Origin of the sequence: Burkholderia latens (assembly GCF_001718795.1) — a bacterium.
In the GTDB taxonomy this organism is placed as follows: domain Bacteria; phylum Pseudomonadota; class Gammaproteobacteria; order Burkholderiales; family Burkholderiaceae; genus Burkholderia; species Burkholderia latens_A.
Window position 1 is genome coordinate 37641 of the sequence record NZ_CP013437.1, and the last position, 12961, is coordinate 50601.

9 protein-coding genes are annotated in these 12961 nt (G+C 61.9%); 5 read left to right on the plus strand and 4 right to left on the minus strand.

Translation table 11 applies throughout. The features are described from left to right. Positions 1-50: 50 nt before the first annotated feature. The 3 genes from WK25_RS15875 to WK25_RS15890 all read left to right on the plus strand — a co-directional run bounded on the left by WK25_RS15875 (position 51) and on the right by WK25_RS15890 (position 2434). A complete protein-coding gene (locus WK25_RS15875) occupies positions 51-1235 on the plus strand; it encodes a hypothetical protein (protein ID WP_069242063.1) in 1185 nt (394 codons plus the stop codon). A gap of 397 nt (positions 1236-1632) precedes the next feature. After that, a complete protein-coding gene (locus WK25_RS15885) occupies positions 1633-2040 on the plus strand; it encodes a VOC family protein (RefSeq protein ID WP_174554682.1) in 408 nt (135 codons plus the stop codon). Between the two features lie 232 nt (positions 2041-2272). Further along, entirely contained in the window at positions 2273-2434 is a 162-nt protein-coding gene (locus WK25_RS15890) for a hypothetical protein (protein ID WP_156432141.1), read from the plus strand. A gap of 130 nt (positions 2435-2564) precedes the next feature. On the opposite strand, the gene WK25_RS15895 is transcribed toward WK25_RS15890, so the two are convergent. The 3 genes from WK25_RS15895 to WK25_RS15905 all read right to left on the minus strand — a co-directional run bounded on the left by WK25_RS15895 (position 2565) and on the right by WK25_RS15905 (position 8697). After that, positions 2565-3575 carry a lipase family protein gene (locus tag WK25_RS15895; protein WP_069242065.1) on the minus strand — a complete coding sequence of 337 codons (1011 nt, stop codon included), beginning with the start codon at positions 3573-3575 and terminating at the stop codon, positions 2565-2567. A gap of 48 nt (positions 3576-3623) precedes the next feature. Further along, positions 3624-6800: a hypothetical protein gene (locus WK25_RS15900; RefSeq protein WP_069242066.1), complete on the minus strand. Its 3177-nt coding sequence runs from the start codon at positions 6798-6800 to the stop codon at positions 3624-3626. Between the two features lie 82 nt (positions 6801-6882). Then, positions 6883-8697 carry a pentapeptide repeat-containing protein gene (locus WK25_RS15905; protein ID WP_069242067.1) on the minus strand — a complete coding sequence of 605 codons (1815 nt, stop codon included), beginning with the start codon at positions 8695-8697 and terminating at the stop codon, positions 6883-6885. Between the two features lie 775 nt (positions 8698-9472). On the opposite strand from WK25_RS15905, the gene WK25_RS15910 reads away from it, so the two are divergent. Then, entirely contained in the window at positions 9473-10543 is a 1071-nt protein-coding gene (locus WK25_RS15910; protein ID WP_069242422.1) for an alkene reductase, read from the plus strand. Between the two features lie 346 nt (positions 10544-10889). After that, positions 10890-11495 (plus strand): isochorismatase family protein, encoded by a 606-nt coding sequence (locus WK25_RS15915; RefSeq protein ID WP_069242068.1) that lies wholly within the window; start codon positions 10890-10892, stop codon positions 11493-11495. 424 nt (positions 11496-11919) lie between these two features. Here the strand turns inward: WK25_RS15915 and WK25_RS15920 are convergent, their stop codons facing one another. Further along, a complete protein-coding gene (locus tag WK25_RS15920; protein ID WP_059545136.1) occupies positions 11920-12813 on the minus strand; it encodes a LysR family transcriptional regulator in 894 nt (297 codons plus the stop codon). Between the last annotated feature and the right edge of the window lie 148 nt (positions 12814-12961).

The following is a 12961-nucleotide window of genomic DNA, read 5'->3' on the forward strand; positions in this document are numbered from 1 at the left end:
GTCTTCAGAGCAGCGATCCGACGATCGCTTTTCAGCTATGGCGCGAACGCATGCGCCAGGATAACTGCCTGCATCTGGAGATCGCGCTCAATTACCTGAGCGACGCCGTGTTCGAAGCGCAGTTCGTCGCCGCGAACGGCTCGCTCGCGTGGCGCGCGACACCGGCCGATACCGGCGACGCGGATAACCCGCGCTCCGTCGTCGACACGGTGCATCAGGTTGCCGCGCGGCGCGCGTGCCGGCTGTTCGGCGCCGAGTATGCGAATGCGCTGCCGACGTCCGGCTCGCAGGCGGGCGCCGTGGTACAGCATGCGGCTCTGCACTGCGGCGACGCGGTGCTCGACCTGTCGGCGTCGCTGGGGCGGCCGACGCTGCGGCTCTCCCGTGTGAACGCGCTCGGGCACCTCGATCCGGTGGCCGGCTGCTGGATCGGCGACAGACACGGACACGTCGATTGCGACGCACTCGCGTGGCACCTGCGAGGCGCCGCGCCGCAGTGTGTTCCGCAGATGGTTCGCGTTACCGTGACGGCCGACTGGGCGCCCGACGACTGGGCGCCGCTCGCTGTCGTCACGCATCGTGCGGGCGCGTATTTCGCGGCCGACCTCGCGCACTTCGCGGGGCCCATCGCGGCCGGGATCCTGCAGTCGCCGGTGCCGTACGCCGATTTCGTGTCGATGGCGACGAACGGGACGCTGCGCGGGCCGCGCGGCGGGCTCGTACTGGCCCGGGCGCGCTTCGATGCGCACGTCGAGCGCGCGCTCGTCGCAGGAAGCGGCGATCTCGTCGCGCTTGCGGCGAAGGCCGTTGCGCTGCACGAGGCATTCAACGAACCGTTTCGCAAGTATCAGCGGCAGATGCTCGACAACGTCGGCGCGATGTCGGCGGCGCTCGTCGAACGCGGCTTCACGACCGATTCCCGCGAGTCCGGGCAAATCGTCGTCGGCGACCTCGGCCCGCCGGGCAGCGCGGCCGCTGCGCTCGAGCGGCTCGCGGCCGCACACGTGCTCGCCGACCGTTATCGCCTCTATCGTCCCGACGAAGACCGGATCGTCGAAGCAGGCATCGGTGTCGGCGTCGCGGCGCTGACCGCGCGCGGGCTGACGACCGGCGACTCCGCTCACGTCGGGCATCTGATCGCGGACCTGCTGGACGCGCCGCAGCGCGGCGAAATCGTCGAGCGCGCTCGCGGCGAGGTGCGCGAACTGTGCCGGCAGTTCCCGGTGGGGCAATGACAGCAGAGGTGCCGGAGCGCGCGTGTCGTCGCAGCGGCCGGCGTTCGATCGCGCTTCTTCCGGGCGGGGCGACGCCTCTCGCAGACCGCGCACGTATCTGGACGACCCGCGATCGTTCGCACGCTCGTGGCTAAGCGTCGAGCTTTCGCTCGTTGCGATCGACCGACGCGGTCGAGCGTGTTCGGCACGGCCGGCGCGAACGCACGCCGAATGCGAATAGCGGGCCGCGCAGGGATGGCCGGCGGCTCGCCGCAGCGCGGTTTCACGCGGGTTTCGGTGAGTTCCGAGCGCGCTTGCAATGCGAATTGTCGACGGTGAACCGCGACCGATATGCTGAACAGGTCGGGCGGAACGGCATCGTGCATCCGCCGAATCATCGATGACGGAGAAGACGAAGATGACTCGCATCACAGAAACGATGAAGCTCAATCACCTCAGTTTCCCCTCGGCCGATACGCTTGCGACGGCCCGATTCTTCGAGCGGTATCTCGGCTTCACGATCGCTGGAAGCTGGGACAAATCCTGGATTCTCAAGCGTCCGGGCTTCGACGTCGTGATCGATCACGTCGGGGACAGCATTCCAGCATGGCCGACGAATTTCCACGTGGGCTTCGAACTGCCGAGTCTCGACGCCGTTCGCGCATTGTTCGAGCGCTTCAGCGCGGAGGGCGTCGCGATGGAGACGGAGATATTCAACAACGGAAGGGGTTCGCGCTTTTTTTGCCGCGCGCCGGGCGGCGTGATGTTCGAACTGAATACGCGTGCCGATGCGGCGCCCGAGTATCGCGGTACGTTCGACGACTGACTTACGTGTTTGGATGTCGGTTCATCCCGCGCCGACGGAGTGGAGGGGAGCGGGTGCACGCGGCTTGCGCGGCTGGCGCGCGTCCGTGCGAACCGGTGCTGCTTCCTCTGCCGCGCGCCGTCGCTTGACGCGCGCCGCGTGGCGTCTATTCTTGCAAATGGCTTTCCTCGTTGATGATCGAGCCGGTTCCGCACAGAGGAGGGCCGCACAACAAACCAACAAGGAGCGCGTCATGCGTCACATCAAGAGGGCAGTGCTGAGCAGCTTGGCGGTGGCTGTGCTGGCGGGGTTCGCGATGCCGGTGTCCGCCGAAGAATTCGAGTGCAATTCGGACCAGTGTATGACGATGGAGTGTTACGGCGGTGTCTGCTGGTGGGTTCCGCGCGGCGGTTGAACCGCGGTTGAGTGTCACGCGCAGGCATGCGAACCCGGCTTCAGCCGGGTTCGTCGTGTTTGTGGCCAATGCTGACGATCCAGATTGGCGGCATTGTCTTTTTGTGACTATCGAGCGGAAATCCGATACATCAGTTGTTCGCGGTGGGCGGCGGCGGGGGCATATGGATGTCGCCCAAACCGAGCCCAAGAAGGAAGATGTATCCCAGGATGTGCTGAAAGCCGGCCTGTTCGAAGAAGTCCGTGATATTGCCGACAACCGTGCCGTCGAGCTTGTTTTGCACGGAGCCGTAGTTGCCCCATTGTCTGTAATTCAGCGGCGCCGAGGTAAGCATGATCGCGTCGATGAGCACCTTGATGGCGTCACTCGGCGGGGCAACCGAGCCATAGACGGTTTTCACGGCATCGATGGTATTCGTGTTCCATGCCATCGGCACGATGTCGCACGTATTCCACACGCGTACCGCATCGGTTTTCATTTGCGCGTCAAAGTAACCGGCAAAGAGATCGTTGCCAGCCGTCGGCGCCGCAAATGTCTCGCACGTGTATTTCAACGTCAGCGCCTGCAAGTGACGCTGATTCTTCAGATACAGGACCAGCGCGGATGCCAGGGCTCCGCCCAGGCTGTGCCCGACCACGCTGATCGTGCTCGACGCCGGCACCGTCTTGAGAAAATCGACGAGCGTCACGCCGTTTGAGTCGGTAGTCAGGATGACCGACGAGAGTCCGATATCCGTTCCGGCCGATATGCCCGCCGACGCATTACACGAGGGCACGTACTTCTGGAACGACACAAGCGTTTCGTACAGGTTGTCCTCGAGAAGGTCGGCGGGAGACTGGAAATCAGTGCCGCTGGTCACCACTGAGTACTGGCCCGTGACTGCCGATTTCAGTACGACGGTGATGTTGGCCGCGTAACCGTCGGGATCGGGGTCCCGAAGCACGGCCGGCCCCCAGACGATATTGAACTGCTTGTTCTGGGTCATCCTGGAGTAGCTCAGGCCATTCCTGATGTTCTGACTCACCTGCGCCGCAGTTGGATTGCGAATTTCCTTGCCCGACGAATAGTCGGTGGCCGAATAGTTGACAATGTAGGCTAGCGTGAGATTGGTCTGGGCTTGCTCGAGGCTGGCATTCGGCATGATTGGTCCTCTGTTGGTGAATTGAAACTTCCACTTCCCGTGCGGCAATTACGCCGGCGGCGCCGGCGGCATCCAATGGCTGATCGAAGGCTCCGGTCTCCCGTCCGCGGCGTGGATCAGCTCGTAGTTCAGCGCATACACGTTTCGGTCCAGACTCACCGCGAGCCTGCCCGATGCGACGCCTTGCGTCGACACCAGCAGATCTCCCTTCGGCGTGTAGATATCCATGTAGTAGTCGTCCGGCGAACTGCCGTCGCCGGTATAGGACAGCACGTAGACATAACCCTTGGCCTCGACGTCGAGATCGAGGTAGGTCGACTGGCCGCGACCTTGCACCGTGAGCGGCAATGTCGACGAGGTCTTGTCCTGGAAATACTTGACCGGGTTGCCGTGGATGTCGAACGCCTGCACGCGGGCGTTGACGGCCTCCAGCACCATTACGACGCCGTCCAGGCCGATCGCGATCGCGACCGGTCCCGACATCAGGCCCTCTCGTTCGCCCTTGCCGGAAAGCAGGCACGCATCGGGAGCCTCCGCGTCCGCGACGGCTTCGCTCGACAACTCGCATCGCAGCAGCTTGCTCCGTGCGGCGCTGATCGCGAACACATAGCCTTGCGGGTGCAGCACGAAATCGTCCAGCGGGATACCCGACGGGAACCGGCCATAGCTCTGCCCCGTCCCCGAGTGAATGGGCGCGCATTTCGCACCGTCGTCATAGCTCAACGTGACCTTGCGGAGATGAACGTACGACGGTGCGCCGGACTTGCTGCCGGCGGCAACCGGATAGCTGTCGAGGAAGAGGTTCCTCGCGAAGCCGTCCGCCTTGCTCAGCAGGTCGTAGCAGATGCCCGATTTCTCGTTGTAGCCGACGTCGAGCGGCTGATAGGCCTGCTCCGGCGGCGCGAGAAGCGACACGTTCTGCACTGTGTACATCGGGTCGATCGATTTGGCATTGGTCGACAGGTTCTCCGGAATGTTCAGGTTAGAGGCCTGCCATCCGTATCCGATCGATGCGGGCGCCTGCGCCAGCGTAATGCCTGTCAGGCTGACGAGATCGGAACCGGACGTGCGCAGCGTGGCGGTCGGAGGCGGCGCCCCCTTGTCCCACACATGTGCGCCCCCTTCGTAGGCGAGTTTCTCCACGTGCTCATACACCGAGCTCGTGGTGAGCGGCGGTGCGTTGTTCTTGATCTCGAGGCCCGGAATCACGAGCGTGCTGCCATTCGTGCCCAGCGCGGGCGTCCAGTCGGTGACACCCTTTCCCGCGACCCATCCGTTGTCGGCATAGAAAATCGCGGTCAACTTCAGCTTGCCGCCGCCCGGGATGCCCGTGAAGCGGACAGGGATGGGATCGTTGTTCGTCCCCTCCGACAGCGAAAACGTCTTCGCAGGAACCGTGACCTGACTGTCGTAGGCCACAGTGACCGCGTAGTGCGTCGCTTGCATCGGGAAGTAATGAAATTGCGAATCCGGGACGAGCGTGATGTCTAGATCGATCGTCCGGGTCACCGTCGACGTATAAACCGGCGCGGCCTCGAGCACCTCGATCACCGTCTGACCGACCTCGGCTGCGGTCACTACCGCGTTGGTCGCTTCCAGCGCGATGTCCACGAACGGGACCGCCTCCTCCAGCGCCCCTTGCGCGATAAACTCCAGCAACACCGTCTTCATGCCCGTCTTCCATAGCAAGGGGGTGATGATGTTGGCGAGCTTGAGGAGGACCTCCTTGACGCCGCCCGTCAACGCATAGTCGATGAGCGCGGCATCGATCGTCGCCAGGACGCCCAGGATGCCGACGTAGAGCTTGTTGTCCTCCAGGAGGCTGGTGACGAATTTGGTCTTCATGACGGCCGCGCCTGCGACGAGCGCGATCATGGGCACCGCCATCTCGAACGTCGCCGTCATGAAGATGCCGAGGAGGCAAATGTGCCGGTCAGTATGCCCGGGGCCGAACACGCCGAGCCCCGCGAGATGGACGTTCACCGCGCTAGCGGCATCCGGCACGGGGAACGTCAGCGTCATGTCCGTGACGTCGATGGGAATGCCGGCGATCTCGTCGATGGGCCCGACCCGATCGAGGTACTTCGTCGTGGCGGTTCCGCTGAAGAGACTCGGAACCCAGGACGCCGGCCATGAATCCGGCGGAGCGACCGGCGCACCGCCGGCATCCAGGAACTCGATGTAGGCGCCGAGGTGCCTGAGCCACTGGTTTTCCACCGTCACCGACATGTTGCCGCCGTCGTAGGTCACGCTGGCGGGATCGACCACGACACCGAGGCCAGGCGTGAGGTTCTTCAGTTGCCACTGCGAGTTCTGGTCGCGTTGCCGGGCGCGCCGCTGCACCGCGCTGGCGCCGGCCGTCCCCTGATATTCGCTCGACACGACGCCATCGAGCACCTTCCACAGCGCGCCGCGCAAATATTCGTCCTGTCTCGACAGCAGGATCGCCAGGGGCAGCGTGCCCGACACCGCCTCATTCACGCCCCTGTCTAGCTTGGCCGTGTAGAGCGGTTTGTTACCGTCGTACACCTGTTCGTTGTTCCAGTCGACGAGCGGAACCTTTTTTTGCCAGTCGTCGCCGGCGTCCAGGATTGCATCTGCCAGGGTACCGCCGTCGTGCCTGATCGCTGCTTTGATGCAGTTTTCCTTGATGTAAGCGGGGATGGCGCCGCCGTTGTCGCTGCTCAGATTCAAGAGGCTCGGATGGTGGAAAAGCACGGCGACCGCCGCCTCCAGCGCATCGCTGTAACTGTCCACGTGATCCGGAAAATCCCCGTCCAGGACCAAGGGCTTGAGATCGTCCGACGTGACGCCGTACCTCTCGAGCTTGTAGCAAGCCGCGGCGAGCACGTCCTTGCCGCGCCTCTTCATCTCGTCACGCGCGGCCGCCCGTCCGGCCTTGGGTATGTGCAGGTACATGGCGACAGTCTTGCGGGGTGCGCCGTCGCCGGCTCCCATGGACACCGTAACCAGTGCCGGGCGATTCGACGGAACGGGGAGATCGTCGATGTAATGCGTGACGTGTGCCTGCGGCAGCAGCTTCAGGAACGGCGTGCACTGAATGGCCCGGGCGAGGGTCTCCGCCGTGTGACGCCTGAGCGGATACTGTCGCAGGTTCGCATGAACGAGCACGTCGTCGGGGTTCCTGCAATGCCCGAGGTTGAAATGCAGCGTGCGCGTTTCAGTCGGTCCGGGGAGTTTTTCCGCATTCGGGTTGAATGACATGTCGTTGTCCTAATTAATCGTTCTTTTCCTGTGAACCGCGGTGCGCGACAAGCGCGTCAACATCGACACGGGACGCCCACGATCACGTGTTGTCGCCGTAGTGCCATTCGTTCATGGGTGCGCCGTTGGCGCTCCACATCGCGCCGGTGCAGGGTCCCGTCTGGCCGCTCGGGCACGTCGCCCCGGCGGTGTCGGTCGGCGTCAGCGTCGCCGAGTAATCGATCTGGTGGCCGTCCTCTCGACCGCCCTGGACAGTCAACGTACCATCACCCGTGCTCACGGCGGCTCCCGCAAAATTCACACCCTCCGACTTCGTGCTCGTGAAGTTCGCGCCCTGGAGGCAAGCCTTCGCGAACGAGTTCGCGCGTTGCTGATCCACCGTCGACAGATCGGTACCTGAGAAATTGGCGTTCACGAGGCAGGCGCCGTCGAAGGTGACGCCCGCCGCGTTCTTCCCGCGAAGTCCAGAGAAATCGGCTGCAACGAGATACGCACCGCTGAAGTCGGTCTGCATGATGGTTGCGTCGGCCAGCGTCACTTTGTTTCCGTACAAGTAGCAATACGGCATCAGTGCGTATGACAGATCCGCGCTGCCGAACGTGGCATTCATCAGGATCGCGCTGGTCAGGTTGCAGCGGCGCTTGCCGTCCGACGTCGAAAAGGTGGCGCTGTCGAACTTGGCGTCCTCCAGGTTCGCGTTCACTAGCGCGGCCCCGCCCAGTTGGGCGAAGGACAGGTCGGCGTAACGCATGCTCAACGGGTTCGCGACCGAGAACTGCACGCCGGTCAGAACGGCATACTGCGCGACGAGGCCATCGAGTTGCCCGTCCACGATTGCCTTGCCCGGGTTGTCGGCGTCGGGCGTCATGAACGCCGCGCCGTCCATCTGCGCGTAGCTCCAGTCGTAGATGTCGTCCTCTTCGCCGTTGAGTGCGTGCGTGAGGACCTTGTTCACGCGTGCGTTCGTCAAGACGGTGCGGTTTTGCGCAGATCGCGTGATGAGGACGGGCCGGGTTGGATCCGCGAGGGTCGCCAGGGAAAGGTCGGCGCCGGTCAGGTTGGCGCCTTCGAGATTGCAGTTGTCGAGCACGGCGCCCGCGAAGTCGCACCCTTTCAGGCTGGCTCCGCTCAAGTCGACGTTCTTCAGCGACGCGTTGCGAAAGCTCGCGGAATCGAGCATGCGGCCCGAGAAGTTGCTGCCGTCCAGTACGGCGCCCGAGAAGTCCGCGACGCCTGAGAACGTGACGTTGCTGAGGTCGCAGTTCGTCACCCGGGCCTCGGTGAAAACCGCGTTTTTCAGGAAGATATACCGGAAGTCGACTCGATCGTGCGAACCTTTATTGAGGTCCGACGCACCGGGAAGCACTTGATATGCGGTGATGGCGAGGGACGGGTTCGCCCCTAACGCGGCGAGCGTCGGGTCCTGCCAATTGACCACGTTTTGCACGCTGTTCATCGACAGCACGCCGCCCACCGCCCCGTTCTCGATGAATTCCATCCACAGCGCATTCGTTGCCGGCGGGATGCCGTACGGGCTGTTGCTCGCCAGACAAAGCGTCGGAGGCGTGTCTGGAGACGCGAGCACGGTATTGGCGGAGCCGTTGTGGGTGACATCCCATAAGGTGCCGTCACAGGCCAGCCACTTCCCGTCGACCATCGACTGAACCTGAAGCGCGGTATGCGTGTGGTTGTTGAAAGGAGGAGCGGGGGTGAACGTATCCCCCAGGTAGAAAGCGAAAACGGTCGCTTTCCTGATGCCATCCTGGTCGATTTGCTGGCACATCAGCGCATCATTCTGGCGGCATACGATCCAGTAGTAGGTGAACCCGAACAGATTGATGGTCTGATAGAGGCTGAAGCAGCCGATGTACGATTTGACGGAGTTCGGGTCGACCATTTCAGTTTCCTCGTCTGTTTTTACGAAATGGGGATGAATCTGGAGCCTCGATTTCCATCCCATCAACGAATGGTCGGTAGCCCGGCACTCAGGGGGCACTCCGTGCATCTGCTATTTTTATTCGTTTATAACAGTAGCCTACAGAGATTTAATCGTCACCTGTATTAACTGACAGGGAGGCAGGCCGTCACGAAAAAATTTCGAGAAGATTAATTCCGATAAAAGGGGCGAATGAAAGTCTCCGGTGCAATCGATGGAAATCGGGTATGAACATGTCATGTCGGAAGCCCGCCCGACATGCGTCGGTTGGTCGTTTCACTCCGGTGCGTGGAGCGGGGCACTTTTACCCATCTCAAATGAATGTTCACGGGACTGAAAAATATCGGGTCGGAAAATGTGAGGCGATATCGATCCGCTCGTTTCTCGCACGCACTGGTGCCACGAACAAGAAGCCGCTTGTCGATATTATCGAATTAATCGTTCAATAAAATGGAAGGCGCGACGAAAGCGAGTCCTTCGCACACGGAGCGCGGTCGTTTTTGGCTTGCCGCCAAAAGCGGCTGACTCGCGAGAGGCCGGATACATTTCCGCAAACTATCTCGCCGACGATCGCCGGCTTGCAAAGCTGTGGCGGACCTCGGCTTTACGAAGGGACAAGGTCTTGTCCGATTGATCCATTATTGGCGCAATCATTTCCATTTTGTCATCTTTATCCTGATGGTGGTTTGCCGGATGATGGGCGCTTCCAACGATGCACATCACCCAGGAGCGCAACATGAGTCGGCTTTTCACGCCAGTTCGCATCGGCAACCTGCCTCTTTCGAACCGTATGGTCATGGCCCCGATGACCCGCTCGCGGGCCGACGACGCAGGCGTACCGGACGACATTGTCGCGATCTACTACGCGCAGCGCAGCAGCGCGGGCCTCATCATCACGGAAGGCGTATTCCCGTCGGCGGCCGGCAAAGGCTATGTGCGTACCCCGGGGATTCACAGCGATGCGCAAGTCGCAGCATGGAAGCGGGTCGCCGACGCGGTACATGCACGAGGAGGGCGCATCTACATGCAACTGATGCACAGTGGGCGGATCTCTCACCCGTCGCTGCAACCGGCTGGCGCGTTGCCTGTCGCACCGTCGGCCATCAAGCCGGCGGGGCAGACCTGGACCGGCAACGGCATGGAAGCGTTCGTGACGCCGCGAGCACTGCGCACTGATGAAATCGCCGGAGTCGTGGCCGATTACCGTTCGGCGACGCGTCGCGCGCTCGAAGCCGGCTTCGACGGCGTCGAACTGCATGCCGCCTCCGGCTATTTGCCTGAACAGTTCCTCTCGTCGGGAAGCAATCAGCGTGAAGATGAATACGGCGGATCAATCGCGAACCGTGCTCGCTTCACTCTCGAAGTTCTGGAAGCGATGGCGGCGGAGGCGGGCGGCGACCGCGTCGGGATCAAGATCTCGCCGGAGATGAACTTCAACGACGTCTCGGACGCCACGCCGCAGGAAACCTACGCATATCTCGTGGAACACCTGCGCGATTTCGATCTCGCGTATCTGCACGTCGCGCTGTTTGGCGCGAAGGCCGACTACCACGCGCTGCTACGACCGCGTTTCGATGGCGCTTATCTGGTTGGGGGCGGGCTTGATCAGGCCGCCGCTGAATCCCTGCTGGCCGAGGGGCGCGCGGACGCCGCAGTGTTCGGTAGCGCGTTTCTCGCTAACCCGGATCTGCCGGAGCGGTTTCGTCGAGGCGCACCGCTTAATGCACCGGACAAGAACACGTTCTACACGCCGGGAGCGCAGGGCTATATCGATTATCCGGCTCTGAGCACGGCTGCCGATATTTGAGGGTGACGCCATGTCGACCACCATTGCCCGCCGGAATCGCGCGGACCGGAGAAGTCACTTCCGTGCGTTCCGTTTGCACGGTTCCGCTCCGGGGGAACTCTTTCCGTTCATGGGCTTGGCGCGAGTATGCACACGCTCGCAGCGACGGGCGGGTGGCGCAAAAGTGGCGGTGTTCACGGGCGAACAGTTCGGTCAGCCCGTGTATTCGAACGGCGCGATGGCACTTTCGAGCCAGGCGAGTTGAGTTGCGGCTGCCGCCGCTTATCAACGTGGCGATATGGGGCGACTGTAGGAGATCGTCACGTGCTTTGACGCATACACCCAGTCACCAAACAGGAGTTACGTCATGAAGGTTGAACGCTTCACACCCGAAAATAGTGCGTTGCTGTTGATTGATCATCAGGTCGGTACGATGCAACTGATCAAGAATATTGATCGCGAATTCGCCGCCAAGCAGTCAATCGCTCTGGCCAAGATGGCAAAGATACTGAATCTGCCGACTGTCATCACGTCAAGCCAGGAAGACCACGCACAAGGTCCGATTCTTCCCGAGATCGCCGAGATCCTGCCCGATGCATACTCCGCGCGGATCAAGCGTCCGGGCGTGGTCAACGCGTGGGCCTATCCGGAATTCCGTAACGCAGTGCTTGCAACGGGGCGCAAGAACCTGATTATGGCCGGCGTAACCACCGACGTCTGCCTTATCTTCCCCGCAATTGACGCCGCGCTGGAAGGGTTTTCCGTCCAGGCTGTGATGGACGCCTCGGGATCGCCCAGCGATCTTTCCGAAGATCTTTCGCGTCAGCGGATGCACGATGCGGGAGTGGTGCTCACGGCGACCAACACGCTCATGGCGGAAATCGCGCAGGACTGGTCGACTCCGCATGGACAACAATTGATCACGTTGCTGTTTACTGATGTTTTCCCGGCGCTAAGCGCCGGCATCGCCTGAACGAAAACGGGTTCCTGTCTACTGAAGCGCTTGTCGCTTCGGTCGACGGTTCGTATTGCACCGCCTACAAGTCATCGACACCAAAGCACGCGGGATTGATGACGCGAAAAGTTCGTCGTCCTGCGTCATGAATGAAAACTCACTGATGAATGAGGCCGCGAGGGAAGCGAGATCCAGGCGGTGTGGCGCCTGCCGGTGCGCGTTCGTCTGGACCCTCTGGCTAATGAAGCCTGTCAAGGGCGGTGGTGCGGACGCCGCGGCCGCGGATGCGAATTGAGCCAAGCCCGGCTTTATCGACCGATGGAATCGGGCGCCCCGGCGAGATGACTCGTAGCGAGCCTTGACCGGGCTTTGCTGCGGCAGCGGTGCTTATTGATTGGCCATCGTGCTCGCCGAGCGAGCGCGTAACGCCGCAGTTGGTCCGTCATGCCGTCGGCCGTGGTCGTCCCAGGTGCTCTCGCAGAAATTCGATGAACCGCTGGGTCTTTGCGGGCAACAAACGTGTCTCGGTGATCGCATAGACGGGAACGGAGGGAGCCTGCCACGCGGGCATCACCCGACGCAGGTTCCCGGCGGTAACGTCTTCGGCCGCGATTTCTTCCGGCAGCACCGCAATCCCGAGACCAAGCATCGCCAGTCGTCGGATCATGCCGACGCTGTTGAGCAGAAACCGGCCTCCCACTGGAATCTCGATCGTTTCTTCCTCCCGGTGGAGCGTCCAGCCATTGATTTCTGCCGGATCAAGCCGCACACACTCGTGTTGCTGGAGGTCAGCCGGTTCGCTCGGCTCCCCGAAGAGTTCGATGTAGCGTGGCGACGCATAGAGGTACCGCGGCAAACGGGCGAGCTGTCGTGCGATGAGGTTAGATGACGGTGGTTCGCCCATCCGGATCGCCAGATCGACCGGCTCCGTGACGAGATCGACGCGGCGTGGTGTCAGGTCGAATTCGAAGCTAATGCCGGGATAGCGGCGTGCGAACTCCGGAAGCAGCGGCGCGAGGAAGATGTTGGCGAAATCGACCGGCAACGACGCATGTAACACCCCAACCGGCTGAGCCACCATTTCACCGAGCTGTTCGTGTACAAGCCGGGCTTCGTCGACGATACGTCTCGAGCGCTCGAAATAGAGCTGGCCCGCTTCTGTCAGTTCAATCTTGCGCGTTGTACGATGCAGCAGACGCAGTCCGATTGCTTTTTCCAGCGCTCCGATCCGGCGCGACAGCGTCGAATTCGGTACACCAATCGCTTCGGCTGCGCCGCGAAAGCTTTTTGCCTTGACGACTTCGACGAACAACGCCATGTCGTTTAGAAGCTCCATCGGACTGCTCCATAAACGGCCCAATAGTTTCCATTTTGCCAGCTTTATCCTGAACATGGGTCGCCGGATGACGCACACATTTCGCGAGTGCTTCGCGAGCAACGAGGTGACGTCTAATGCAGGCATTGCTGTCGGCGCAGCAGTTCGC

Coding starts and splice junctions, on each gene's coding strand:
- WK25_RS15875 (WP_069242063.1), top strand. CDS start 51: ATGCGCCAGGATAACTGCCTGCATCTGGAGATCGCGCTCAATTACCTG.
- WK25_RS15885 (WP_174554682.1), top strand. CDS start 1,633: ATGACTCGCATCACAGAAACGATGAAGCTCAATCACCTCAGTTTCCCC.
- WK25_RS15890 (WP_156432141.1), top strand. CDS start 2,273: ATGCGTCACATCAAGAGGGCAGTGCTGAGCAGCTTGGCGGTGGCTGTG.
- WK25_RS15895 (WP_069242065.1), bottom strand. CDS start 3,575: ATGCCGAATGCCAGCCTCGAGCAAGCCCAGACCAATCTCACGCTAGCC.
- WK25_RS15900 (WP_069242066.1), bottom strand. CDS start 6,800: ATGTCATTCAACCCGAATGCGGAAAAACTCCCCGGACCGACTGAAACG.
- WK25_RS15905 (WP_069242067.1), bottom strand. CDS start 8,697: ATGGTCGACCCGAACTCCGTCAAATCGTACATCGGCTGCTTCAGCCTC.
- WK25_RS15910 (WP_069242422.1), top strand. CDS start 9,473: ATGAGTCGGCTTTTCACGCCAGTTCGCATCGGCAACCTGCCTCTTTCG.
- WK25_RS15915 (WP_069242068.1), top strand. CDS start 10,890: ATGAAGGTTGAACGCTTCACACCCGAAAATAGTGCGTTGCTGTTGATT.
- WK25_RS15920 (WP_059545136.1), bottom strand. CDS start 12,813: ATGGAGCTTCTAAACGACATGGCGTTGTTCGTCGAAGTCGTCAAGGCA.